Here is a 24,839-nt window from a genome sequence, read left to right on the forward strand (position 1 = left end):
ACAAACCCTTTGCTCAAGCCGGATCCCTGACCTCCACCAGCTGCCCCAACCGACTGCGCGTACGCGCCAGGTCGATGGCATCGCCACCCAGACTTTCGCGCAATGACTGATGGCCGAGCAGAATCAGGTGCTTGTCCTGGTCGTACAAGACGTCGATCAGATTGATGAAACGCTGCTGGGCGGCGATTGAACAGTCGGCGAGGCTGGGCAGTTTGTCGATGATCCAGCGGTCGAAACGCCGGCACAGTTCCAGGTAGTCCATGACGGCGGTGGGGTGTTCGCACAGGTCGGCGAAGGTGAAACCGATGGTTCGCCCTTCGCAGTATCGGGCTTGAAGGTGCCGTGTCCCGACGGGCAGTCGAATGGCCGGTGCGTCGTGTTTGAGCAGGTGCAGCGCCTGACGCTGGGCCACCGTGGCCGGCCAGACGTACTGGCCCTGGGTGAACAGCTGCTGCGCGTGGGTTCGTGCCTGGCTGCGGTAATCGTGGGGGCCGCCGACTTCCATCACCTGCATGCGCGTGTTGATCAGGTCGATCACCGGTTTGAACCGTGCATGGTAGAGCGGGTTGGGCAGTAAACCTTCTGGCGGATAATTGGAGGTCACCAGTAACAGGATCCCCCGGCGGAACAGCGCCTTGAACAGACGCGTGATGAGCATCGCGTCACCGATGTCATGCACGTGGAATTCATCGAAACACAGTACGCGGCAGTTTTTCAGCCGTTCGTCGAGGGTAGTCGCCAGCGGGTCGGGCTGATCGCGATGGCTGAACATGCCCTGGTGCAATTGCGCAAAAAATTCATGGAAGTGCAGGCGCTGTTTTTCCGCGACGGGGATGGCCTGGAAAAAACCGTCGAGCAACCAGCTCTTGCCGCGCCCGACCGCACCATGGAGGTAAAGCCCAGGGAGTGGCGCCGATGACCCCGGCAGCGCCGACGCATGCTGCGCCATGCAGTCGATCACGCGTAGTTGGCTGTGGCTTAGGGTGTAGCCCTGAACATGGGCCCTGTGGCGGAAGTAGTCGTGGATCACTTGACCTTGCGCGCTGCCACTGGTCGGTGCCGCAAATACCTTGCCGAAAAAACGGCGCAGCGTGGGCCAGCGTGGTGTGAGTCGCGCACGGTTGGGTGGTCGAACGGCCACTGTAATGTCCCCCGTAGTCTTCAGGCCGGCTCCCCCTGAGCCGCGGCGGTGTAGTGTAACCAAATGGGTAATTTTCCCTCTACTGCTGCCGACGAAGCTTTTGTGGCGAGAGGGCTTAGCCAAGGCGCAGAACTTGTGGGAGCGTGGCTTGCCCGCGAAGAACGATAACGCGTAATACCTGAAAACCGCGGTGCATTCTTCGCGGGCAAGCCACGCTCCCACAGGGTTTTCGTCGCTCATCACATGGGTTTTTGATCTTCGAGGTTAGCGCTCGATACTGCGATTCCACCGGTCATTCCACGCCGGGCGCTGTTCGTTGACCTGATCCCAATCGATGGCAATCGCCGTTTCCAGATAGTGTTTCATTGCCTCCACCTGACCGTGGGTCTTGTCGGTGGTTGGCGTATTCGGGTTCGACGGAATCTGATCGCCATCTTCAAGCGCGGCGGCCTGTGCTTCGGGCGTCAGCAAGAAGGCCGCGAGTTTCTGCGCCAGTTCCGGTTGGGTGTTGTTGGCGATGGCGCATTCGGCCACGTTGAGCACCACCGGGCCTTCCTTCGGCTGCGCATACTCCACCGGCATGCCCTTGAGTTTCAGCGCGGTGACTTGGGTCGGGGTCAACGGGAACAGCGCCGCTTCGTCGGTCTGGAGCATTTCGGAGATTTTCGCCGAGCTCGGAATGTACTCCAGCACGTTGCGCCCCACGGTGTTGGGCCAGGCCTTGAACCCCGGTTCGACGTTGGTTTCGCTGCCGCCCTGAATCCGGTTGAACATCAGGAATCCGTGCAGGCCGAAGGTCGAGGAGGCCATCGACTGGAACACCAGTTTGTCCTTGAAACGCGGGTCGGCCATGTCCATCCAGGAGGTCGGCGCATTCCAGCCTTTTTCCTTGAACAGCCGCGTGTTGTACGCCAATCCGGTAACGCCGAGGCTGACCGCCACCGCTTGATCCTTGATGCGGCCCTTGGCCGGAATCTGTGCCAGGGTCGGGTTGTCTTCGAGTTTGTCGCACAAGCCCATGGCAATGGCGCGGTACATGATGCCGTCGTCGAGGAACATCACGTGCAATTGCGGGTTGCCTTTGCTGGCCTGGACCTTGGCCAGAATATCGGCGGAAGTTCCCGGCACGATCACCACTTTGACGTTATTGGCTTTCTCGAAAGCCGGTAGCACCTTGTCGGCGTAGAGCCGCTCCATGGTCCCGCCGTTCATGCCCAGGTAAAGCGTCGGTTCGGCCTGGGCCTGGGTGACCGTGAGCAGGGCGCTCATGCAGGACAAACCGAGCAGTGCAGTGCGTTTGAGGTTATTCATTGGCGCGACCTTCCTCTATCAAGCTACGGAGATGGAGTGAAACCGGGTGATGGAAAACGCATCCAGCGGCGTCTTTGACGCACCGCTACAGATGATCTCGGTGAGCGCCTGGCCCACCGCAGGCCCGATCTGAAAGCCCGCGCCGGCAAAGCCGAACGCGTGCAACAGACCGGGTTGCGTGCTGCTGTGGCCGATCACCGGTTGACGATCGGGCAAATAACCTTCGGTGCCGCTCCAGGTGCGAATCGCCTGGGCGCCTTGAAGAAACGGGTAGAGCTCGACGGCCTGGCGCAGGATCTCGATCACCGCGCTCTGGCCGGGACGGGCGCGGGCACCATCAAGGGCAAAGCCCTGGCCGCCCCCCAACACACAATTGCCCCGCGCGACTTGACGGGCATAGATGCCGCCGCCTTCGACACCGGTGCTGGCATTCATCACCAGCGGCAAGGGCTCGGTGACCAGCATCGCCGGGTGCCCGGCATGCATCGGCACCGCTTCGCCGAATTGCGCGGCAAGGCTGCCGGCCCAGGCGCCGGCGCAGTTGAGCAGCCAGGGCGCGTGCAGTTCGAGGCCGGTTTGAGTGCTGACGCGAAAGCGCTGACCATCGTGCTCCACCGCCGTCACCGCGCATTGCTCATGCACCTGCGCGCCATGCCGACGTGCTGCTTGGGCAAACGCCGGAGACACCAGGCGCGGGTTGGCGTGGCCATCGTCCGGGCACAGCGAAGCACCGACCGCGACGTCTCCGACCCACGGAAAACGTGCGCGCAATTCACTGCGGTCGAACAGTTGCAAATCGAGGCCGAAGCCCTGGCTGCTCGCAGCGTAATCCTGCAACGCTCGTAGATCGTTGAGGCTGCGGGCCAGTTTCAGATGACCGCTGCGCCGGTACTCGCCGTCGATGCCGATCAACTGCGGCAGTTGTCCCCAGATCTCATGAGCCCGTTGCGACAACGGCAATTGCGACAATGGCCGACCCTGGCGACGCACGCCGCCATAGTTCACGCCACTGGAATGCGAACCGCAAAAATCCCGTTCCAGCAGCGCCACGCGTCGGCCGGCCTTGCTCAGAAACAGGGCGGTGGAAGCCCCGACAATGCCACCGCCAATGATGACTGCCTCGACTTCGATCATGGCTCGACCTCCAGACCGAACGGCAAGGGTTTGATCGGCGCCTGAGCTCGCAAACGGCCGATGTCGGACACCGAGCGCTGGCTTTCGCAGGCAATGATTTCCGCCGCGGCGGCCCCGCACATGCGGCCCTGACAGCGACCCATGCCGACCCGGCAATGGGCCTTGACCCGGTTGATCTCCCAGTGACCTTCGCGCACCACCTGGCGGATGTCGCCGGCGCGTACTTCTTCGCAGCGGCAGATCATCAGGTCATCCGCAGCATTGGCGGCCCAGTTTTCGGGGAAGGCAAAGGCACGCTCCAGGCCCTGGCGGAATCTGCCGATATCTTTCAGCGATTGTTCCAGCTGGGTGGCACGTTGCGGCGGGATCAGGTAACCGCTGTCTTCGAGCAAGGCGAGGGCTGCCCGTTCGCCGGCCATTTCCGCCGCGTCGGCGCCCATGATGCCGGCGCCGTCACCGGCCAGGTAGACCTCGGCGACACTGCTGCGCCCGGCACTGTCGCGCTGTGGCAGCCAGGCGCGGTTGAGCGGATTCCAGCTGAATTCGCAGCCCAGCAGGTCGGCGAGTTGGGTTTCGCTGCGCAGGCCATGGGCGAAGGCCACGGCGTCGCAGTCGAGTCGATGTTGGCCTTTTGCGTTGCACCAGTTCAGCGATTGCACGCGCTGTTGGCCATCGATGCGTGACAGGCTGGCGCCCTGATGCACCGGGATGCCGTGGGCGGTCAGCCAGGCGCGGTAATAGAGGCCTTTGGCGAGGGTAGCCGGTTGCGACAACAGGCCGGGCAGGGCGCGTGCCTGAGCACTGAACGGCGAGCTGTCGAGTACCGCGACCACATTGGCACCGGTCTTGGCGTATTGATAGGCCACCAAGTACAGCAACGGCCCGCTGCCGGCGAACACCACACGTTCACCAATGGCACAGCCCTGAAACTTCAAGGCGATCTGCGCCGCGCCGAGGCTGTACACCCCCGGCAACGTCCAGCCCGGCACCGGCAGAATCCGGTCGGTGGCACCCGTGGCGACAATCACTCGGGAGAATGCCACGCGGGCAGCGTGCCCCTCGTGCAAGGTGTCGAGCGCATTGGCTTCGGCGTTCCACACCAGCGTGTCGGGGCGGTAATCGAGTTGTTCGCGCAGTGCGTCGACGGTTTGATGCAGCGCGTTGGCCTTGGGGGCTTCGAAGCCATACAACTTGACGGGCGAGCGCTTGAAATTCATCGGTTGCCGCCGATAAATCTGCCCGCCAGCGCGTGCGGCTTCGTCCAGCAGAACCGGGCGCACGCCATGCGCCACCAGCGTCTGTGCCGCACGAATCCCGGCAGGGCCGGCGCCGATGATCACCACCGAATTCATACCCGAACTCCTGTGGGAGCGGGCTTGCCCGCGATGACGGCGGCACATCCAACGTCGGTGGTGGCTGACAGTCCGCTATCGCGGGCAAGCCCGCTCCCACAGAGGATTGGGTTTCTGCAGGGAAAGTGGGTGTTCATACCGATCGCCCCGGCTCGCGGCTGATGTGCTGTCCGGCTTCAAGCAGTGTTGAACAGGCTCGCACCCGGCGGCCATCGCCCAGGCGTACCCAGCAGTCCTGGCAGGCGCCCATCAGGCAGAAACCGGCGCGGGGTTCGGCGCTGAAGTCGCTGCCGCGCAGGTGTTCACTGTTGGTCAGCACGGCGGTCAGCAGGGTGTCGCCGAGCAAGCCACTGGCGGGCACGCCGTCGAGGGTAAAATCCAGGGCCGGGCGGTCGCCTTCGGCCAGTCGTTTCAGCAGCGCCATGGCGTCCTCATTGTTTACCCACCAGAACCCGATCCAGGCCATAGACCTGATCGAGCAGAATCATCGTCAGCGCAGTCAGCGCGATGACCAGGGCCGACACCGCCGCCATCATCGGATCGATGGATTCGGTGGCGTACACGTACATGCGCACCGGCAAGGTTTGCGTGGCCGGTGAAGTGACGAAAATCGACAACGTGACCTCATCGAAACTGTTGATGAACGCCAGCAGCCAGCCACCGGCGACCCCCGGCAAAATCATTGGCAAGGTGATTTGCCGGAACAGTGTGAAGCGCCCGGCGCCCAGGGATTGCGCGGCATGTTCGGCGCTGCGGTCCAGGCCAATGGCCGAAGCCAACACCAGTCGCAGCACGTACGGCGTGATCACCAGCACATGCGCGAAGATCAGCCAGGCGAAGCTGCCGTTGACACCCATCAGCGCAAACAAGCGCAGCAACGCCACCCCCAGCACCAGGTGCGGAATGATGATCGGCGACAGGAACAGGGCATTGAAAAAGTCCCGTCCGGGGAACTCGAAACGGGTGATCGCCAGCGCCGCCGGCACCGCAATCAGCGTCGCCAGGCTGGCTGCGCTGAACGCCAGAATCAGGCTGTTGTAGAACGCATCGACAAAATCTGCGCGTTCGAACACGGCGCGGAACCAGCGCAGGGAAAACTCCGTGGTCGGCAGGCTCAGGGTGTTTTCCGGGGTGAAGGCGACAAGGCACACCACCACCAGCGGCGCGAGCATGAACAGCACCACCAGGGCATGGAACAGCAGGGCGAAAGGACCGTTTCTGGACATGACGAATTATCCCAATGACTTCTTGTAGCGGCCTTCGATCATCCGGTTCCACGACAGCATGATCAGCAGGTTGAGCAACAGCAGCGCGACGGCGATGGCCGCGCCCATCGGCCAGTTGAGCTCCGACAGGTACTGGTCGTAGATCAGCGTGGCGACCATCTTCAGCCGGCGCCCGCCCAGCAGTCCGGGAATGGCGAAGGAACTGGCGGCGAGGCCGAACACGATCAAGGTGCCGGAGAGCACGCCGGGCATGACCTGCGGCAACACCACTTTGCGTATCACCGTGAAATGGCTGGCGCCCAGCGACAGCGCAGCCTGCTCGGCGGCCGGGTCGAGTTTTTGCAGCGAGGTCCAGACCGGAATGATCATGAACGGCAGCATCACGTGAACCAGCGCGATCACCACTGCGAACGGTGTGTAGAGCAGCTTCATTGGCGAGCCGCCGAACGCTTGCAAAGTCTGGTTGACCAGCCCGTCGGCGCCCAGTAACAGGCTCCAGCCGAACGCCCGCACCACAACCGAAATCAGCAGCGGCGTGAGGATCAGAATCAGGAAAATCGAACGCCACGGTGCGCCCATGCGGCTGAGGATGTAGGCCTCGGGCACGCCGATCAGCACGCAGAGCAGGGTGGTCAGGGCGCTGATCCACATCGTGCGTAAAAAGATTTCGTAGAAGTACGAATCGCCCAGCAGGCTGCTGTAGTGGTCGAAGGTGTAGGCGTCGCTGTTGATCCCCGAGCTGTAGTCGAAGACGTTCAACGACAGCACCAGCGTCAGCAGCAGCGGGATCGCCAACAGGCCGACGTACAACGCCAGGGCCGGTGCCGACAACACATACCCTTGGTGTCCCTGGCGGATGGCGGCGAGCGTATTCATGCCGACACCTCGTCGACACTCAATACCCGCAGCAGCGCTGCGTCCCAGTCGAGCCCGACCGCCGTGCCTTCGGCCAATGGCGCCGAGCCGTCGTTGCGACGCACCACGCAGAGTTCGCCCAGGGTCGTCGATACGCCGTACAACCATTGGCTGCCGAGGAAGAAGCGGCTGGCGATTTTGCCTTGCAGACGGCCATGGCCTTGTTCCCGCAGATCGATTTTTTCCGGGCGCAGGCTTAACGTCAGTTCGCCGTTGCCGGCGTTGCACACCTGAACCACACCGGCGCCGTCTCGCTCACCGGGCAGCAGATTGGCTTTGCCGACGAACCCGGAAATGAACTCGGTGCGCGGGTGCTCGTAGAGGGTGTAGGGCGCGTCGATCTGGGTGATGCGCCCGGCCTGCATCACCACCACTCGATCACTGATCGACAGCGCTTCGGATTGGTCGTGGGTGACCATCAGCGTGGTGATCCCGACTTCGCGCTGGATGCGGCGGATTTCGAACTGCATCTCTTCGCGCAAGTTGGCGTCGAGGTTGGACAGCGGTTCGTCGAGCAGCAACACCGGCGGCTCGATCACCAACGCCCGGGCCAGTGCAACACGCTGGCGCTGGCCGCCGGAAAGCTCTCGCGGGTAACGCTCGGCGTGCTGGTGCAGGCGAACCAGTTTCAGCACCCGGTCCACCCGTTGCTGCAACTCACCGTTGGGCACTTTGCGCATGCGCAGGCCGAAGGCGACGTTGTCTTGCACGGTCATGTGCGGGAACAGCGCGTAACTCTGGAACACCACGCCCAGACCACGGCTGGCGGGTTTGGCGTGGGTGATGTCGCGACCGTCCAGCACAATGCGTCCGCTGCTGACTTCGACGAAGCCGGCGATCATTTGCAGGGTGGTGGTTTTGCCGCAGCCGGAGGGGCCGAGCAGTGAGACGAACTCGCCTTTTTCCACCGACAGGTTGGTGGCGACGACTGCGTCGATCTCGCCATATCGTTTGCCGAGGTTTTCAAGCTGCACAAAAGCCATGACTGCGCTCCACCTGAGATTGTTATGCGTCGCCAACGGCGCGCTTTTTTATATGGGCAGATACGAAAGGATGTTGCGGGGGGTGTTGGCGCTCGACGTGTGTCGGCTGCCGTTGTTGTTCGAATCGCCCCTGTATGGACGCAGAGTAGGACGAAGAATAGGATGGGCTCAATAACCTATTTCACTGGATAGATGACTATTTTCAGTTTTATTCAGTGAGTAAATTTATTGATGGGAAATCACATGTCAGATTCCACTGATCGGAATGAAAACAAAAATGAAGTGGGTGTCGGTGCGGTCTCAAGACTGTTTGCGGTGCTGCGCAGCCTGGGTGACACCATCGAGGGTGGGGAGCGGGTGACGCAACTGGCGCAACGCATCGGTTTGTCGCAACCGACCACCCATCGCTTGCTGCGCAGCCTGATGGACGAGGGCATGGTCGAGCAGGACGCGCGTAGCAAACGCTATCGCCTGAGCCTGGAGTTTTTTGCCTTGGCGGCCCGCGCCGGCAATACCAACAACCTGCGCGAACTGGCGCGGCCGGCATTGCTGCGGTTATCGGCATCGTTGGGCGATTCGCTGTTTTTACTGGCGCGCAGTGGCTTTGATGCGATCTGTCTGGACCGTAGTGAAGGGCCGTTTCCGATCCGCACATTTACCGGTGACATCGGCGGGCGGGTGGCGCTCGGCGTGGGGCAGGGCAGTTTGGCGATTCTGGCTTTTCTGCCGCAAGAGGAGCGTGACACGGTGATTCACTACAACTTGCCGCGGCTCAAGGATTTCCATCTGTATGACGAGGTGTTCCTGCGCTCGGAAGTCGAGAATGTGCGCGCGCTCGGGTACGCCGGGCGCAACACCGGCGTGTTGCAAGGCATGGCCGGCGTGGCCGTGCCGATCCTCGACCGCGAAGGCCGGGCGGTGGCGGCGCTGAGTGTGGCCACAATCAGTGATCGTCTGGGGCCGGATCGTTTGCCGACGGTGGTCGAAATGCTCAAGCGTGAAGCCGCGCTGATCGGGCCGCGGATCAACCCGTTCGATCCGCTGCTGCGCCGGCCTTCGCAGGTGTTCGGGCAGGGTTGACCACAATCTCCAAATAATCGCTGATCCCTGTGGGAGCGGGCTTGCCCGCGATAGCATTGGATCAGCCACCATTAATGTTGGATGTGCAACCGCAATCGCGGGCAAGCCCGCTCCCACAGGGGTTGTGGTGATTAAAACTGCGCGGTCTGCTTGAGCATCTGCGCCGCCGGCGTGTCACTTGGGCTGACCATCGCGTAGTTGTACCCGGCCCCCGACCAATACTCGGCCTGCAACTCGCCATCACTGCGGCTCCCCCGGGGCAGGAGGAAGTTTTTCGGCCCGGGTGGACGGATGTAGAAGCTGACTTTGTGGCCGCCCTGATCTTCGTAAATCACCATCGCCGCCGGCCCTTGCTCGGTACTGAGCAAACGGCCGCTGACCGGTTTGTAGCCCGCTCCCGCCAAGTTCGGCAAACGATGGGCCTGGCTGAAATAGCGGTCGAGCCAGCCCTGCATATCGCCGTCATCGCTGACTTTGTAATCCGCCGGCAGAATGCCCTGCTGGGCAATCAGCCGGTAGGCCTGCATCGCATCGGTCATCGGCAGTGGGGCGCTGGCCAGGGTCATTTCCCGTGCCTGCCAACCGCCCAATCCGCCAACGCTGACCGTCATCAGCAGCACCGCGGCACTGGCCAGATGACGACGGGACTTTCGTTTGAGGCGCTGGCGAATCATTGCCGGGTCGAGTTCCGGGTTGGCCGGTTGCTGCAAGGCGCCGCTCAGGGCTGCGCGCAATTGTTGGGCGTCTTGCTGCCAGGCGCGTACTTGCGCGGCCACTTCGGCATTGCCGGCCAGATAAGTTTCCACTTGATGTCGGTCGGCATCGCTGAGTTGGTGATCGACGTAGGCGTGCAGGTCACGCTCGTTGGGAGGCAGGCTGATCATTTGAGTCTCCGCAGCGAAGGGCGGGTGATTTCGCCGTCGCTGAGCTGGCGCAAGGCCTGGCGCGCGCGGGACAGGCGTGACATTACGGTGCCGATGGGGACGTCGAGAATCTCGGCGACCTCCTTGTAACTCAAGCCTTCCACCGATACCCAGAGCAGCAGCGCGCGCTGTTCGGTGTTGAGTTGATCGAAGGCTTGCAGGGTCGACTGGGCGATCACTGTGCGTTCTACCGAAGGCTGCACATCGTCGCGCCCGGTAAAGAATTCGAGCATCCGCGCATACCGCCGGGAGCGGCGGTGGGCGTCGAGAAACTGCCGATAAAGAATCGAAAACAGCCAGGCCCGCAAGTCGCCCTCGGGACGTTTGCCACCCCAATTCGACAGCGCTCGTTCAAGGCAGGCCTGCACCAGATCGTCGGCGCTGCTGGAATTACGCGTCAGCGATACGGCGAAGCGCCGCAGCCTGGGAATGATGTCCCTGAGTTGTTCGTCGATATCGTTCATGAAATGTTGACTAGTCACTACGCTGTGGTGAGTGTCCAGGAAGACGCACGGCACTTGAGGTTATTCCACGGCTGAAAAAATAAATATCGGGCGATGGAATAAACCCGGGTGGGGTTCGTCTGCCTGATTCTTCTCACTTGTGGCCGATGGCCCTGGAGTCATTCATGGTAGATCGCTCATTACCGCCAACGGGGCCTGGCCGGCCACCGCTGAGTGCCGCGAGCCTGACGTTGCGCCTGACCGGCATTGCCGTGGTGGTCGCCGCGCTGGCCGGGGCTTTTGCCTACGTTAACGGCACCCTTGACCCACAGCGTCTGACGCCGAAAGCGTTGATCAATGTGCTGGAAACAAATAACGGCGTGCACCCGGGGTTTCGTCGTAACCACGCCAAAGGGGTGTGCGTGATCGGGCATTTCGAAAGCAGCGGCCAGGCGCGCGAGTATTCCAGTGCCCAAGTGTTCAGCGAAGCGCGGACCCCGGTGGTCGGGCGTTTCGCACTGCCTGCCGGCAACCCTTACGCGCCGGACAACAGCGTGCCGATCCGCAGCCTGGCCTTGCGTTTTACCCAGGCCAACGGGCAGCAGTGGCGTACCGGGATGAACAGCATGCCGGTGTTCCCGGTGGGCACGCCGGAGGCGTTCTATCAGTTGCAACAAGCGCAGTCGCCGGACCCGGCCACCGGCAAACCGAATCCTGCGGCGGTGCCGGCGTTCTTCGGTTCTCACCCCGAAGCCGCGCCGTTTCTGGCGTGGATCAAGACTGCCAAACCTTCTGCCAGTTATGCGACCGAGACGTATAACAGCGTCAATGCGTTTTACCTGGTGAACGCGGCCGGGCAACGGCAGGCGGTGCGCTGGAGCATGGCGCCGGTTGCTCAGGACGCGGCGGGCGCGACGGCACCGCAGGGCGCTGACTTTCTGGAGCAGGATCTGGTTCAGCGTTTGTCCGCCGGACCGCTGCGTTGGCAATTGAACATCACCCTGGCGAACCCCGGGGACCCGGTCAACGACGCGAGCAAGACTTGGCCCGACGACCGAAAAGTGCTGAACGCCGGTACTCTGGTGCTCGAAAGCACCCAGCCACAACTCAATGGCGAGTGCCGTGACATCAACTACGACCCACTGGTATTGCCCAGCGGTATCGAAGGCTCCGACGACCCGCTGCTCGCCGCTCGTTCAGCGGGCTATGCCAGTTCTTACCTGCGTCGCACCAGCGAAGTGAAACAGTTGCCCAACGCCAAACAGGAGGCTCAACAATGAGCGCTCAACCGAGTCATTTCGTTCCCCTGGCGCGACTGCTGCACTGGTTGATGGCGCTGATGGTCATCGCCATGCTGTTTATTGGAGCGGGCATGGTGGCCTCGGTGTCTGAGCGCCACGAGTGGCTGATCCATTTGCACAAACCCTTGGGCATCGCGATTCTGCTGCTGGTGGTCGTGCGTCTGGCCGTGCGTTTTTCGACCCGGCAACCACCTCTGCCGGCGGACCTGCCGGGTTGGCAGGTGCTGGCGGCCAAGGCCTCGCATGTCTTGTTGTACGCCTTGATGCTGATTTTGCCGCTGCTGGGCTGGGCGATGATTTCGGCGGCGGGCGATCCGGTGATGCTCAGCAGTTCGTTGCAGTTGCCGTCGATCCTGCCGGCCAATGCGCAAGTGTTTGCGTTGCTGCGCAAGGCACATAGGTATCTGGCGTATCTACTGTTCCTCACCGTGCTGCTGCACCTGGCGGCGGCGCTGTTTCACGGTTGGGTGCGCCGCGATGAGGTGCTGGACAGCATGTTGCGGGGCGGGGACCGTGGGTGAGTTGGGGGACTGCCGATGACTGTGGCGAGGGGGCTTGCCCCCGTTGGGCTGCAACGCAGCCCCAAATGCGGTTGGTCAGGCAGATAGCATTTAATCAGTTTACGGCTGCTGCGCAGCCGGACGGGGGCAAGCCCCCTCGCCACAGGATGCGCTCGGGGCTGGGGCCAACGTCAGCCACCAATAGATCAACGCCACGGCGTTGATGCCTGCACCCATCCAGCACACCGCGATCCAGCCGCCCCAGGCATACATCGCCGTCGAACCGATCGAGCCCAAGGCGCTGCCGATCGAATAGAACAACATGTAGCCGGCGGTGAGTCGGCTTTGCGCTTCGGGGCGCACGCTGTAGATCATGCTCTGACTGGTGACATGAACGGCTTGCAGCCCCAAGTCCAGCGTAATGACCCCCAGTAACAACGCCCACAGCGACGATTGAGTGAGGGCGATGGGCAGCCATGAGGCGAGCATCAGCAACAACGACAGTCCGCTGGTCCATTGACCCAGGCCACGATCGGCCAGATGCCCGGCGCGAGCAGCGGCCAGTGCGCCGGCGGCCCCGGCCAGCCCGAACAGTCCGATTTCGGTGTGGGACAGTGAAAGCGGTGGGGCACTCAGCGGTAATACCAGAGGGGTCCACAGCACCATGGCGCTGGCGAACGTCAGCAGGGCAAGGATGGCCCGTTGACGCAACACCGGTTCTTCCTTGAACAACGTGAAGACTGAGCCGATCAACGCGCCGTAAGCGCTATCCGGTCGCGCGTCTTCGTGCCTGGGCAGCACACGAAACAACAGCAACGCCATCACCAGGGTCAACCCGGCGGACAGCAGATAAATCGAACGCCAACCAGCCAGGTCGGCCATGCCGCCGGCCACCGTTCGTGCCAACAGAATGCCGACGACGATGCCGCTGGTGATCACCCCCACCACACGTCCACGTTGCGCCGGGATGGCCAGGGTCGCGGCGTAGGCCACCAGGACTTGCGTCACCACCGCCAGCAACCCGGTCAGCGCCATGCCGAGCAGCAACCAAGAGCTGTTCGGTGCTAACGCGATCATCAACAAGGCCAGTGCCGACAGCAGGGTTTGCAGGACGATCAATCGGCGACGGTTGAGCAGATCCCCCAGAGGGACCAGCAACAACAGGCCCACGCCATAGCCGATCTGGGTGAGGGTGACGACGATGCCGATGGTTGCCGGGTTCATGGCGAAGGCCTCGGCCATGGCATCGAGCAGCGGTTGTGCGTAATACACATTGCCGACGGCCAAGCCGCAGGCCACGGCAAATAGCAACACCACGGCGCCGCTTAACGGGTGATCAGGTTTCATCACAGGCTTCCTTGTGTGGTTTCAAAATAAAACCAGTTGTACGGTAGAGAATCTGGTTTTATATTGCAACCACATTGGTTGTCGGCGGACGCGGTCATGGTTAAACGTACAAGCATGGAAGGCGCCGAGTGCCCGGTCGCCCGTTCACTGGACGCGATAGGGGATTGGTGGTCGCTATTGATCGTGCGCGATGCGTTCGATGGTCTGCGGCGATTTGGTGAGTTCCAGCGCAATCTGGGCATGGCCAAGAACATTCTCTCGGCGCGCCTGCGCACATTGGTGGCCCACGGGATTTTCGATCTGGTGCCGGCCTCCGATGGCAGTGCGTATCAGGAGTACGTGCTGACGGAGAAGGGCAAGGGGCTGTTCCCATTGATCATTGGGTTGCGGCAGTGGGGCGAGGCGTTTTTCTATGAGGCAGGGGAGGCGCATTCGCAGGTTGTCGATCGTGAGAACGGTCGACCGGTGCGGCCGCTGGAATTGCGCGCCGAGGATGGGCGGTTGTTGGGGCCCCAGGATTGTGTGCGGATCCCGGCTTGGTAAAACATCAAAAAATCGCAGCCTTGCAGGAGCCGCAAAGGCTGCGATCTTTTGATCCAAGGGCAGTCAGCGCAAGGTATCGACCATATCCGCAATGGTCGTCAGCACATCCTTGCCCAACTGCTTCGAACGCTTGCCAGACCAGCCAGTCAGCGCATTCGGCGCGTCATCGTTGTCCTTGAAGGGCATTTCCAGGGTCAGGGACAGGCAGTCGAACTTCTGACCGACACTGTTACAGGCCAGGGTCATGTTGGCTTTACCGGGCTCGTCGCGGGTATAGCCGTGTTTGGTCTGGAAGTCTTTGGTCAGGTGCTTCAGATGGCTGCGGAAGTGCTCTTCGAGTTTTTCGATCCGCGGTGTATAGCCGGGGTTGCCCTCACAGCCGGCGGTGAACACGTAGGGGATTTCTTCATCGCCATGGATGTCGAGGAACAGGTCGACGCCATACTTTTCCATCTGTTGCTGAACGAACAGCACTTCCGGGCTGATTTCCTGGCTGGCGCTCTGCCAGGCACGGTTAAGGTCCTGGCCCATGGCGTTGGTGCGCAAATGACCGTGGAAGGCGCCGTCCGGGTTCATGTTGGGCACCAGGTACAGGTCGGCGCTGGCCAGGAGCTTTTTCAGTAGCGGATCGTCGTGTTTTTCCAGGCGTTCGATCACGCCTTCCATGAACCATTCGGCCATGTGTTCGCCAGGGTGTTGCTGGGCGATGATCCAGACCTTGCGCTGACCTTCGGCGCCGGTCCCTTTGCGCAATAACTGGATGTCGCGACCTTCAACGCTCTTGCCGGTGGCCAGCAGTTCGGTGCCAGCCTTGGTCAGTGCCTGTTCGATCAGCCAGTCGTGACGGCCACGGCTGTAGGGTTCGAAATAGGCGAACCAGGCATGGGTGGCAGTGGCTTCAAGGCTGAAACGCAGACAGTCGCCTTCGAAGATGGTCGGTACCCGGAACCAGTTGACGTGGTCGTAGGAGGCCAGCGCCTGATAACCATCCCAGGCCTTGTTGTATGAGGATTTGCTGGCGTTATTCAGGCGAAACCAATGCTCCTGGCCCACGTGCAGGCCGCTGGCCTTGAAGTGGAACCACTGGAAATGCTGGCTGCGGGTGTCTGGCCTTATGGCCAGCAACGCTTGCAGAGGATTGCTGATGTCCAGCACGTCAATGTTGCCGCTGTCGAAGTTTGCGCTGATGTCGAAAGAAGATTTAGCCCCGGCCATAATCAATTCCTGAATATGATTTTTATGGCTGCTACTTTACACGCAAGGGGAGGAGAAGCCGGGGGGAAATTACGGGGGTGAAAAAGGGGGGCGTCCTCCTTGACGCCGATGCAGCTTAGAGACTGCCTGATTGATTCTCAAGTGCTATTTTCGTTAGTTTGGCCCAATGCCGCCGGGCTTCTCTTCCTCACAAATATTCTATTGATATCGCCGGCGCCAATCGAATTTGTAACACCCATAGACTTCATTAGACTGAAGCCGAAGCCAGGCTGACTGGCAAAAAAAAGACCCGGCAAAAAGCCGGGTCAAAAACCGTGATTAGCCTGATGAGGAGATAGTCCAGGAGTCCGACCTAAGGTCTCTTGTTCTATCAACTGACCTCTCGATCAGTTGATGCAATAATAATCATTATCATTTACGAGTCAATTGTTTTTACCTGCTCGCTTGGAAATTTTTCCTGTCCTCCTCCAGTGCGCTCTCGCCTCAATTGCTCTGATTGCCCTCCAGGGCGCGGTCGACCATCGCCTTGGCCATGTCGATCATGTGCACGGTCGAATACGCCAGATCCCGGCTTGCGCCCTGCAGCTGGTTGGCTGACTCATGCGCGGTGGCGGTGGCACACCGCAGCAGATCCGAAGCATGAACCAGCGCTTCTTCGCTGCTGATGCTACGGTTCACAGCAAAGAAACGTTCTTCGCTGGCCTCTTCTGACACAGCTGGTTTCAAGTAATAGTCCAGTGCCCGCTGCGCCGCGGCAGAGCCTTTTGGCGAGGTGAGGCTGGTGTCGATTTGCATATCGGGCAAGGTATTGCTGGGGATGGTCATGTCGATGGCGAGCTCCGTGAAAGATTCAAATCCGTGAGCCCAGCTTAGTACGTACTGTATTTGTGTCTTTAATTTTAATACTACAATTTGTGTTTTGATGGTCGGAGTACCCCACGTATCGTGCCGCACATGGATAAATGGATTGAATTGGTCAAGGCCAAAATGAGTGAACTCAAAGTCACTCAAGAAATACTCGCCGAGCGCATCGGGATGTCCCAGGGGGGCGTCGGCCACTGGCTCAATAAACGTCGTCAGCCCGGCATCGGAGAGATGAATCGTGTCTTGCGGGCGCTCGGCATGGACTATCTGGAAGTGGCGATGGTCATCAGGGAGCCGCTGCCCTCAGAGGATGAGGAGGTTTCTCTGATGCAAAAGTACAACCCGTACTTTCGCTATCCGGTCAGTGACTGGCGGGAAACCGGGGAGGTGTGCGACGGAGAACTATCGACCTACGGCGCGTCATCGGCTGTCAGCAAACCGCGCTTCGAACTGTCCGATTACCATGCGCAGGGCGCGGCATTCTGGCTGGTGGTGGTCGGCGATGCGATGACGGCACCTTCGGGTGTGAGCATTGCCGAGGGCATGCTGATTCTGGTCGACCCGGCTATCGTGCCGGAGCCTGGCAAACTGGTGATCGCCCAATGGCCCGGTAGCGCCGAAGCGGTCTTTCGCAAACTGATCGAAGAGGGCGGGCAGCGTTATCTGGTCCCGCTCAATCCGACTTATCCGAAAGCTCTTTACACCGAGGAATGCCGAATCATCGGCGTGGTGGTTCAGGCAACTGCCAGATTCTAATCAGATCGGTCCTCACAACGCGTAGGACCGATCTTCATTTCACGCTTGTTCCAACTCCACCAACGCACTGCCTTCGCTGACCATCTCGCCTTCCTGGCAATACAGTGCCTTGATCACGCCGGCGTGGGGGGCGCGAATGCTGTGCTCCATTTTCATCGCTTCCAGCACCACCAGTTGCGCCCCGGCGTCGACTGTTTGCCCGGCCTCCACCAGCACCCGCACGATGCTGCCGTTCATGGGCGCGGTGAGCCCGCCCTGATGGCTGTGACTGGCTTCGACGGCGCCGATCGGGTCGTACGACTCGATGCGGCGCAGCTCGCCGTCCCATTGCAAATACAGCGCATCGCCACGGCGGATGGCCCGGTGCTGGCGGCGCAAGCCGTTGTGTTCGGTCAGCAGGTATTCACCTTGAAGCCGTGCGGTATGCGCGTCGACATCGCCCAGGGTCAGCGCCCGGTCTTGCCCTTCGCAACTCAAATGCAGGGTGATTTCCGTCGGCAACCCGGCACGGAAACCGTTGTTGAAGGCCCAAGGCGAACTCGGGTCATCGTCACGCAAAACAGACGGCTGACTTTGCGCAAACGCCTGGGCCGCCGCTTGCCAGAACTCATCACTGAGCGGCGAAGGTGCTGGCAGCAGTTGATCCTGATAACGCGGAATGAACCCGGTATCCAGTTCGGCGGCGGCAAACGCTGGGTGGCCGATGATCCGGTGCAGGAAGTTGATGTTGGTCTTCAGCCCGCCAATAGCAAACTCATCGAGCATGCTCAGCAACCGCAACCGCGCCTGTTCACGGTCTTCACCCCAGGCAATCAATTTGCCGAGCATGGGGTCGTAGAACGGCGAAATCTCGTCGCCTTCTTCGACGCCGCTGTCCACGCGACGCCCCGGCCCTTCGGCGGATTCGCGGTACAACGCCAGACGCCCGGTGGCCGGTAGAAAGTCGTTGCCCGGGTCTTCGGCATACAACCGCACTTCAATCGCATGGCCGATCAGCGGCACCTGGTCTTGAGTCATTGGCAGCGCTTCACCGCGGGCCACGCGAATCTGCCACGCGACCAGATCGAGGCCGGTAATGGCTTCGGTCACCGGGTGTTCGACTTGCAGGCGCGTGTTCATCTCCATGAAGAAAAACTCGCCGCGCGCATCCAGCAAAAACTCCACGGTACCGGCGCCGACATAGCCGATCGCTTGAGCCGAACGCACGGCGGCTTCGCCCATGGCCCGACGCAATTCCGGGCTCAGGCCTGGAGCAGGCGCCTCTTCGACGACTTTCTGGTGTCGACGCTGAATCGAGCAATCACGTTCATTGAGGTACAGACAGTTGCCATGCTGGTCGGCGAACACCTGGATTTCCACATGGCGGGGCTTGAGCAGGTACTTTTCCACCAACATCCGCGAGTCGCCGAAAGAGGATTGCGCCTCCCGTTGCGCCGAGGCCAGGGCTTCGGCCAGTTGGCTGACGTCCTCGACCACTTTCATGCCTTTACCGCCGCCGCCCGCCGTGGCCTTGAGCAACACCGGATAACCAATGCGTTCGCAGGCATCGCGGAAGGTATCGAGGTCTTGGGCTTCGCCGTGATAGCCGGGCACCAGCGGCACACCGGCGGTTTCCATCAAGGTTTTGGCCGCGGACTTGCTGCCCATGGCATCAATGGCCGAGGCGGGCGGGCCGAGGAAAATCAGGCCGGCCGCTTCGATTGCACGAGCGAACCCGGCGTTTTCCGAGAGAAAACCATAACCGGGATGAATCGCCTGAGCGCCGCTGGCTTTCGCAGCGGCGATCAGTTTGTCGATTTGCAGATAGCTGTCGGCGGCTTTACTGCCGCCCAGGTCGACGCGGATATCCGCTTCGCGGCTATGCCGGGCGTCACGGTCGGTGGCGCTGTGCACGGCCACAGTGGTCAGGCCGAGGGCTTTGGCGGTGCGCATCACCCGGCAAGCGATTTCGCCACGGTTGGCCACCAGCAGGGTGGTGAGGACGGGGGCGCTCATCAACGCGGCTCCTTGAGGATGGTTTCGGCTTGCCAGGTGGGCGAACGTTTTTGCAGGAAGGCGCGCAGGCCTTCCTGGCCTTCGGGGCTGACGCGGATTCGGGCGATGGCGTTCTCGGTGTAGCGCCGCAGCGCCGGAGTCAGCGCGCCGTTACCGACTTCGCGCAGCAGATCCTTACTGGCGCGCATGGCTGCCGGGCTGTTGAGCAGTAGATTGTCGATCCACTGATCGACTTTCTGCTCCAGCTCAGCCGTCGGATAGCTTTCCGACAACAGGCCGATTTCCCGCGCCCGTTGCCCGCCGAAACGCTCGGCGGTCAAGGCATAACGCCGCGCCGCACGCTCGCCAATGGCTTGCACCACGAACGGGCTGATCACTGCCGGTGCCAGACCAATGCGCACTTCCGACAGGCAGAACTGCGCGTCGTCGGCGCCAATCGCCATGTCGCAGCAACTGATCAGACCCAGCGCGCCGCCGAACGCCGCGCCCTGCACCACGGCCAGCGTCGGGACTTTCAATTTGGCGAGGTTGTACATCAACTCCGCCAGTTCCCGGGCGTCATCGAGGTTGGTGTGGTAATCGAGTTCGGCCGATTGCTGCATCCAGGCCAGATCGGCACCGGCGCTGAAATGCTTGCCGCGTCCACGGATCAGCAGAAAACGCAGGCTGGCATCGCTCGAGACTTTGTCCAGTGCGAGGATCAGTTCGCGGATCATTTCGGCGTTGAAGGCGTTGTTCTTTTCTTCTCGGCTGAGCCACAGGGTGGCGAAACCACGGGTGTCAGTCTGCAGCTCGAGGGTGTTGAAGTCGCTCATGGTTTTCTCCAGATCACATCCGGAACACGCCGAAGCGGCTCGGTTCGATAGGTGCGTTCAGCGACGCCGATAAGGCCAGGGCCAACACGTCGCGGGTCTGCGCCGGGTCGATGACACCGTCATCCCACAGCCGGGCGCTGGAGTAGTAGGGGTGACCCTGTTCTTCGTACTGATCGAGGATCGGTTGCTTGATCTCAGCCTCCTGCTCGGCGCTGAAACGATGCCCGCTGCGCTCGGTTTGCTCACGCTTGACCTGCACCAGCACGCCCGCCGCCTGTTCGGCGCCCATCACGCCGATCCGCGCGTTCGGCCACATCCACAGGAAGCGTGGATCATAAGCCCGCCCGCACATGCCGTAGTTACCGGCACCGAAACTGCCGCCGATGATCACGGTGAATTTCGGCACCTTGGCGCAGGCCACCGCAGTCACCAATTTCGCGCCGTGCTTGGCGATGCCGCCGGCCTCGTATTTCTGGCCGACCATGAAACCGGTGATGTTTTGCAGGAACAGCAATGGAATGCCGCGCTGGCAGGCCAGTTCGATGAAGTGCGCGCCTTTCTGCGCGGCCTCGGCGAAGAGGATGCCGTTGTTGGCGAGGATCGCGATCGGGTAGCCATGCAAGTGGGCAAAGCCGCACACCAATGTCGTCCCGAACAGTGCCTTGAACTCATCGAACACTGAGCCGTCCACCAGTCGCGCAATCACTTCACGCACGTCGAACGGTTGCTTGGCGTCGGCCGAGACCACGCCGTACAACTCGTCGCTGCTGTACAGCGGCGCGATCGGTGTGCGTTGTTGCAGTTCGCCGAGCTTGCGCCAGTTGAGGTTGGCGATACTGCGTCGGGCCAATGCCAGGGCATGTTCATCGCTTTCGGCGTAGTGGTCGGCGACCCCGGAAATCTTGCAGTGCACATCGGCCCCTCCAAGGTCTTCGGCGCTGACCACTTCACCGGTCGCGGCTTTCACCAGTGGCGGGCCGGCGAGGAAAATCGTTGCCTGCTGACGGACCATGATCGCTTCATCGGCCATCGCTGGCACGTAAGCGCCACCGGCGGTGCACGAGCCCATGACCACCGCAATCTGCGGAATGCCCATGGCGCTCATGTTGGCCTGGTTGAAGAAAATCCGCCCGAAGTGTTCGCGGTCTGGGAACACTTCGTCCTGACGCGGCAAGTTGGCGCCGCCGGAGTCCACCAGATAGATGCAGGGCAGGCGATTCTGCTGGGCGATGGTTTGCGCACGCAGGTGTTTTTTCACGGTCAGCGGGTAATACGAGCCGCCTTTCACGGTGGCATCGTTGGCGACGATCATGCATTCGACGCCTTCCACCCGGCCGATCCCGGCAATCACACCAGCGGCGGGAACGTCTTCGCCATAGACCGCATAGGCCGCCAGTTGGCTGATTTCGAGAAACGGCGAACCCGGATCGAGCAGGCGATTGATCCGCTCACGGGGCAGCAATTTGCCCCGCGAAGTGTGACGTTCTTGCGCCTTCGGGCCACCACCTTGCTGCACTTGCGCGAGCAGGGTGTGCAGGGCGTCGACCTGTTTGAGCATCGCCGCGCTGTTGGCGGCGAACTCTGCCGAACGGGGGTTGAGCTGGGTATGCAGGATAGCCATGGACAGCTCCGTTTAGCGGGTTTCGTTGAACAGTTCGCGACCGATCAGCATGCGACGGATCTCACTGGTGCCGGCGCCGATTTCATACAGCTTGGCGTCACGCAGCAAGCGACCGGCCGGGAATTCGTTGATGTAGCCGTTGCCGCCAAGAATCTGGATCGCGTCGAGGGCCATTTGCGTGGCGCGTTCGGCGCTGTAGAGGATCACCCCGGCGGCGTCCTTGCGGGTGGTTTCGCCGCGTTCGCAGGCTTGCGCTACCGCATAGAGGTAGGCGCGGCTGGCGTTGAGTTGGGTGTACATGTCGGCGACCTTGCCCTGGATCAACTGGAATTCGCCGATGCTCTGGCCGAACTGTTTGCGGTCGTGGATGTACGGCACGATCAGGTCCATGCACGCTTGCATGATCCCGGTCGGGCCGCCCGAAAGCACCACGCGCTCGTAGTCGAGGCCGCTCATCAGCACTTTCACGCCGCCGTTTAGCACGCCGAGGATGTTTTCTTCCGGCACTTCGACGTCATCGAAAAACAGCTCGCAGGTGTTCGAACCGCGCATGCCGAGCTTGTCGAACTTGTTGCTGCGGCTGAAGCCTTTCCAGTCACGTTCGACGATGAACGCGGTGATGCCGTGCGGGCCTTTTTCCAGGTCGGTCTTGGCGTAGATCACGTAGGTGTTGGCGTCCGGGCCGTTGGTGATCCAGGTTTTGCTGCCGTTGAGGACGTAGTGGTCACCGCGCTTATCGGCGCGCAGCTTCATCGAGACCACGTCGGAACCGGCGTTCGGCTCGCTCATGGCCAGCGCGCCGATGTGCTCGCCGCTGATCAGTTTCGGCAGGTATTTGCTTTTCTGTTCATGAGTGCCGTTGCGGTTGATCTGGTTGACGCAGAGGTTGGAGTGCGCACCGTAGGACAGGGCGACCGACGCCGAACCACGGCTGATTTCTTCCATGGCGACCACGTGCGCCAGATAACCCAGGCCGGCGCCGCCGTACTCTTCCGGCACGGTGATGCCCAGCAGGCCCATGTCGCCGAATTTGCGCCACAGGTCGGCCGGGAACAGGTTGTCGATGTCGATCTGAGCGGCGCGCGGGGCGATCTCTTTGGCGACGAAGGACTGAACCTGATCGCGCAGCATGTCGATGGTTTCACCGAGGGCAAAGTTCAGGGATGGGTAGCTCATGGGGCACCTTTTGGCTTTTTTGTAGGGTGGGGAGGGCAGTGGTTCGGCTCTCACCTTTACGTTAACGTAAGCCTGTGACGAATGGCTGTCAATCACCCTTTACGTTAACGTCAACTTGAGCGAGAGTAGAGCCAGTTCTGAAAGACTGTGGCGAGGGGGCTTGCCCCCGTTCGAGTGCGCAGCGCTCGCAGATCTTGGGTCCGCTGCTCGGCCCAACGGGGGCAAGCCCCCTCGCCACACAAGCCGGCTCCTACAGGTCGCCGGTACAGCCCAAAGACAATAGGGGTCGTCATGGATCAACCCAGTGCAAGCCCGCAGCGCAGCTATACCCGTGGTTCCCAGGACAAAGCCTTGCTGGCGATGACCATCTACCCGAACGGGGAGGCGCTGGTCGTGCGCCATCAACAGCTGCGCTACACCTGGCAGCAGTTGTCAGCGGTCGTTGAGCTGCGCGCCAGAGCATTCCTGGCGCTGGGTTTGCAAACCGGTGATCGGCTCGGCATCTGGGCTCCGAACTGTGCCCAGTGGTGCATCAGTCAGTTCGCCAGCGCGAAAATCGGCGTGATCCTGGTCAACATCAATCCGGCTTATCGCAGTTCCGAACTCGAATACGTGTTGAAGCAATCTGGCTGCCAATGGCTGGTCTGCGCCGGGGCCTTCAAGACTTCCGACTATCACGGGATGCTGCAAGGGTTGGTGCCGGAATTGGCGGAACAATCCATCGGCCGCTTGCAGAGCGAACGCCTGCCGGAACTGCGTGGGGTCATCAGCCTGGATGCGCAGCCACCCTCGGGTTTCCTGCCGTGGTCGCAACTGGCCGATCTGGCGGCCAGCGTATCAGTCGAGCAATTGCATGCGCGCCAGGACAGCCTGCATTTCGATCAGGCGGTGAACATTCAATACACCTCCGGCACCACGGGTTTCCCCAAGGGCGCGACCCTCAGCCACTACAACATTCTCAATAACGGTTACATGGTCGGTGAAAGCCTTGGGCTGACCGCCCGTGATCGGCTGGTGATTCCGGTGCCGCTGTATCACTGCTTCGGCATGGTCATGGGCAACCTCGGCTGTGTTACCCACGGCAGCACCATGATTTACCCCAACGATGCTTTCGATCCGCTGCTGACCCTGACCACCGTCGCCGAAGAAAAAGCCACCGCGCTTTATGGCGTGCCGACCATGTTCATCGCCATGCTCGATCAGCCCAAGCGCGCCGAATTTGATTTGTCGAGCCTGCGCACCGGGATCATGGCCGGGGCGACGTGTCCGATCGAGGTGATGCGTCGGGTTATCAACGAAATGCACATGAGCGAAGTGCAGATTGCCTACGGCATGACGGAAACCAGCCCCGTGTCTTTGCAGACGGGTCCGTCAGACGATCTGGAATTACGCGTCACCACCGTTGGTCGGACCCAGCCGCAGCTGGAAAGCAAGATCATCGACGAGGCGGGCAATCTGCTGCCACGCGGCACCATTGGCGAGTTGTGCACTCGGGGTTACAGCGTGATGCTCGACTACTGGAACAACCCGCAAGGCACCGCTGAGGCCATCGATCAGGCGGGCTGGATGCACACCGGCGACCTGGCGAGCATGAACGACGAAGGCTACGTGTGCATCGCCGGGCGTAACAAGGACATGATCATCCGCGGCGGTGAGAATATTTACCCAAGGGAACTGGAAGAGTTCTTCTTCACCCACCCGGCAGTTGCCGATGTGCAGGTGATCGGCATTCCTTGCTCTCGATACGGCGAAGAGATTGTTGCCTGGATCAAATTCCACCCCGGCCACAGCGCTACCGAGCAGGAGCTGCAAGCCTGGTGCAAGGAGCGCATTGCGCACTTCAAGACGCCGCGTTACTTCAAATTCGTCGAGGAGTTTCCGATGACCGTGACTGGCAAGATCCAGAAGTTTCGGATGCGTGAGATCAGCATCGAGGAGCTGCGAGGTAACCAGGCCTGACCACAATTTCCTGTGGGAGCGAGCCTGCTCGCGATGACGGCAGCACATCCAATAGAGATGTCGACTGATCCACCGCTATCGCAAGCAGGCTCGCTCCCACAAAGGGCGCAGTGGAAAAGGGGAAACGCAGAAAGCACAAAGGGGAGCCGAAGCTCCCCTTTAATTTTGTCGTACGTGCTCTTTTTTTATTATTGAGGGGCGGTCTGTTGTTGTTTTTGGCAACCGTGGCCCTTTATCGC

Annotated in this window: 23 protein-coding genes; 6 read left to right on the forward strand and 17 right to left on the reverse strand. The window is 61.2% G+C overall.

All coding sequences use genetic code 11. The features are described 5' to 3' along the window. Positions 1 to 13: 13 nt before the first annotated feature. The 8 genes from zapE to J3D54_RS18925 all read right to left on the reverse strand — a co-directional run bounded on the left by zapE (position 14) and on the right by J3D54_RS18925 (position 8,062). On the reverse strand, positions 14 to 1,141 hold the full coding sequence (gene zapE, locus J3D54_RS18890) for a cell division protein ZapE (RefSeq protein ID WP_253421346.1): 1,128 nt from the start codon (positions 1,139 to 1,141) through the stop codon (positions 14 to 16). Between the two features lie 264 nt (positions 1,142 to 1,405). Continuing rightward, entirely contained in the window at positions 1,406 to 2,452 is a 1,047-nt protein-coding gene (locus J3D54_RS18895) for an ABC transporter substrate-binding protein (RefSeq protein ID WP_253421349.1), read from the reverse strand. An 18-nt stretch (positions 2,453 to 2,470) separates the two neighbouring features. Further along, complete coding sequence (locus tag J3D54_RS18900) at positions 2,471 to 3,586, reverse strand: FAD-binding oxidoreductase (protein WP_253421352.1); 1,116 nt, start codon at positions 3,584 to 3,586, stop codon at positions 2,471 to 2,473. Continuing rightward, positions 3,583 to 4,938: an NAD(P)/FAD-dependent oxidoreductase gene (locus J3D54_RS18905; RefSeq protein WP_253421355.1), complete on the reverse strand. Its 1,356-nt coding sequence runs from the start codon at positions 4,936 to 4,938 to the stop codon at positions 3,583 to 3,585. The genes J3D54_RS18900 and J3D54_RS18905 overlap by 4 nt, the downstream gene beginning before the upstream one ends. A 133-nt stretch (positions 4,939 to 5,071) precedes the next feature. After that, on the reverse strand, positions 5,072 to 5,362 hold the full coding sequence (locus tag J3D54_RS18910) for a (2Fe-2S)-binding protein (protein WP_253421357.1): 291 nt from the start codon (positions 5,360 to 5,362) through the stop codon (positions 5,072 to 5,074). Positions 5,363 to 5,369: 7 nt separating this feature from the next. After that, the gene (locus tag J3D54_RS18915; protein WP_253421360.1) at positions 5,370 to 6,164 is read right to left on the reverse strand and encodes an ABC transporter permease; all 795 of its coding nucleotides are present in this window, start codon (positions 6,162 to 6,164) and stop codon (positions 5,370 to 5,372) included. A 6-nt stretch (positions 6,165 to 6,170) separates the two neighbouring features. Then, positions 6,171 to 7,040 carry an ABC transporter permease gene (locus tag J3D54_RS18920; protein WP_253421363.1) on the reverse strand — a complete coding sequence of 290 codons (870 nt, stop codon included), beginning with the start codon at positions 7,038 to 7,040 and terminating at the stop codon, positions 6,171 to 6,173. After that, positions 7,037 to 8,062, reverse strand: coding sequence for an ABC transporter ATP-binding protein (locus tag J3D54_RS18925; RefSeq protein ID WP_253421366.1), 1,026 nt, complete (start codon positions 8,060 to 8,062; stop codon positions 7,037 to 7,039). Before J3D54_RS18925 ends, J3D54_RS18920 begins: the two co-directional genes overlap by 4 nt. A 243-nt stretch (positions 8,063 to 8,305) precedes the next feature. Here J3D54_RS18925 and J3D54_RS18930 point away from each other — a divergent pair, with 243 nt between their 5' ends. Then, positions 8,306 to 9,142, forward strand: a complete 837-nt coding sequence (locus J3D54_RS18930) for an IclR family transcriptional regulator (protein WP_253421371.1) — start codon at positions 8,306 to 8,308, stop codon at positions 9,140 to 9,142. A gap of 131 nt (positions 9,143 to 9,273) precedes the next feature. On the opposite strand, the gene J3D54_RS18935 is transcribed toward J3D54_RS18930, so the two are convergent. Together J3D54_RS18935 and J3D54_RS18940 are read right to left on the reverse strand one after the other, a co-directional pair. Continuing rightward, positions 9,274 to 10,026: an anti-sigma factor gene (locus tag J3D54_RS18935; RefSeq protein ID WP_253421375.1), complete on the reverse strand. Its 753-nt coding sequence runs from the start codon at positions 10,024 to 10,026 to the stop codon at positions 9,274 to 9,276. Then, complete coding sequence (locus tag J3D54_RS18940) at positions 10,023 to 10,529, reverse strand: sigma-70 family RNA polymerase sigma factor (protein WP_253421377.1); 507 nt, start codon at positions 10,527 to 10,529, stop codon at positions 10,023 to 10,025. Before J3D54_RS18940 ends, J3D54_RS18935 begins: the two co-directional genes overlap by 4 nt. 164 nt (positions 10,530 to 10,693) lie before the next feature. Between J3D54_RS18940 and J3D54_RS18945 the strand changes: the two genes are divergently transcribed. Continuing rightward, positions 10,694 to 11,788: a catalase family peroxidase gene (locus tag J3D54_RS18945; protein WP_253421380.1), complete on the forward strand. Its 1,095-nt coding sequence runs from the start codon at positions 10,694 to 10,696 to the stop codon at positions 11,786 to 11,788. Beyond that, complete coding sequence (locus J3D54_RS18950; protein WP_253421383.1) at positions 11,785 to 12,330, forward strand: cytochrome b; 546 nt, start codon at positions 11,785 to 11,787, stop codon at positions 12,328 to 12,330. The genes J3D54_RS18945 and J3D54_RS18950 overlap by 4 nt, the downstream gene beginning before the upstream one ends. A 99-nt stretch (positions 12,331 to 12,429) precedes the next feature. On the opposite strand, the gene J3D54_RS18955 is transcribed toward J3D54_RS18950, so the two are convergent. Next, complete coding sequence (locus J3D54_RS18955) at positions 12,430 to 13,656, reverse strand: MFS transporter (RefSeq protein ID WP_253421386.1); 1,227 nt, start codon at positions 13,654 to 13,656, stop codon at positions 12,430 to 12,432. Positions 13,657 to 13,752: 96 nt separating this feature from the next. On the opposite strand from J3D54_RS18955, the gene J3D54_RS18960 reads away from it, so the two are divergent. Further along, positions 13,753 to 14,199 carry a helix-turn-helix domain-containing protein gene (locus tag J3D54_RS18960; protein WP_253421389.1) on the forward strand — a complete coding sequence of 149 codons (447 nt, stop codon included), beginning with the start codon at positions 13,753 to 13,755 and terminating at the stop codon, positions 14,197 to 14,199. Positions 14,200 to 14,262: 63 nt separating this feature from the next. On the opposite strand, the gene J3D54_RS18965 is transcribed toward J3D54_RS18960, so the two are convergent. Next, positions 14,263 to 15,414, reverse strand: a complete 1,152-nt coding sequence (locus J3D54_RS18965) for a M14-type cytosolic carboxypeptidase (RefSeq protein ID WP_253421392.1) — start codon at positions 15,412 to 15,414, stop codon at positions 14,263 to 14,265. Between the two features lie 483 nt (positions 15,415 to 15,897). Continuing rightward, entirely contained in the window at positions 15,898 to 16,239 is a 342-nt protein-coding gene (locus J3D54_RS18970; protein WP_253421395.1) for a DUF3077 domain-containing protein, read from the reverse strand. Between the two features lie 129 nt (positions 16,240 to 16,368). On the opposite strand from J3D54_RS18970, the gene J3D54_RS18975 reads away from it, so the two are divergent. Then, positions 16,369 to 17,034 carry a LexA family transcriptional regulator gene (locus J3D54_RS18975; protein WP_253421398.1) on the forward strand — a complete coding sequence of 222 codons (666 nt, stop codon included), beginning with the start codon at positions 16,369 to 16,371 and terminating at the stop codon, positions 17,032 to 17,034. A 39-nt stretch (positions 17,035 to 17,073) separates the two neighbouring features. Here the strand turns inward: J3D54_RS18975 and J3D54_RS18980 are convergent, their stop codons facing one another. Genes J3D54_RS18980 through J3D54_RS18995 form a run of 4 tightly spaced genes read right to left on the reverse strand, consistent with a single transcriptional unit; the run spans position 17,074 to position 22,641 of the window. Continuing rightward, the gene (locus tag J3D54_RS18980; protein WP_253421401.1) at positions 17,074 to 19,029 is read right to left on the reverse strand and encodes an acetyl/propionyl/methylcrotonyl-CoA carboxylase subunit alpha; all 1,956 of its coding nucleotides are present in this window, start codon (positions 19,027 to 19,029) and stop codon (positions 17,074 to 17,076) included. Further along, on the reverse strand, positions 19,029 to 19,844 hold the full coding sequence (locus tag J3D54_RS18985; RefSeq protein WP_253421404.1) for a gamma-carboxygeranoyl-CoA hydratase: 816 nt from the start codon (positions 19,842 to 19,844) through the stop codon (positions 19,029 to 19,031). Before J3D54_RS18985 ends, J3D54_RS18980 begins: the two co-directional genes overlap by 1 nt. A 13-nt stretch (positions 19,845 to 19,857) precedes the next feature. Further along, positions 19,858 to 21,465, reverse strand: coding sequence for a carboxyl transferase domain-containing protein (locus tag J3D54_RS18990; protein WP_007940934.1), 1,608 nt, complete (start codon positions 21,463 to 21,465; stop codon positions 19,858 to 19,860). A gap of 12 nt (positions 21,466 to 21,477) precedes the next feature. Then, positions 21,478 to 22,641 carry an isovaleryl-CoA dehydrogenase gene (locus J3D54_RS18995; RefSeq protein ID WP_007940933.1) on the reverse strand — a complete coding sequence of 388 codons (1,164 nt, stop codon included), beginning with the start codon at positions 22,639 to 22,641 and terminating at the stop codon, positions 21,478 to 21,480. A gap of 291 nt (positions 22,642 to 22,932) precedes the next feature. Between J3D54_RS18995 and J3D54_RS19000 the strand changes: the two genes are divergently transcribed. Continuing rightward, the gene (locus J3D54_RS19000) at positions 22,933 to 24,600 is read left to right on the forward strand and encodes an AMP-binding protein (RefSeq protein ID WP_253421407.1); all 1,668 of its coding nucleotides are present in this window, start codon (positions 22,933 to 22,935) and stop codon (positions 24,598 to 24,600) included. Positions 24,601 to 24,839 lie beyond the last annotated feature (239 nt).

It is taken from the genome of Pseudomonas sp. GGS8 (genome assembly GCF_024168645.1).
Lineage (GTDB): Bacteria > Pseudomonadota > Gammaproteobacteria > Pseudomonadales > Pseudomonadaceae > Aquipseudomonas.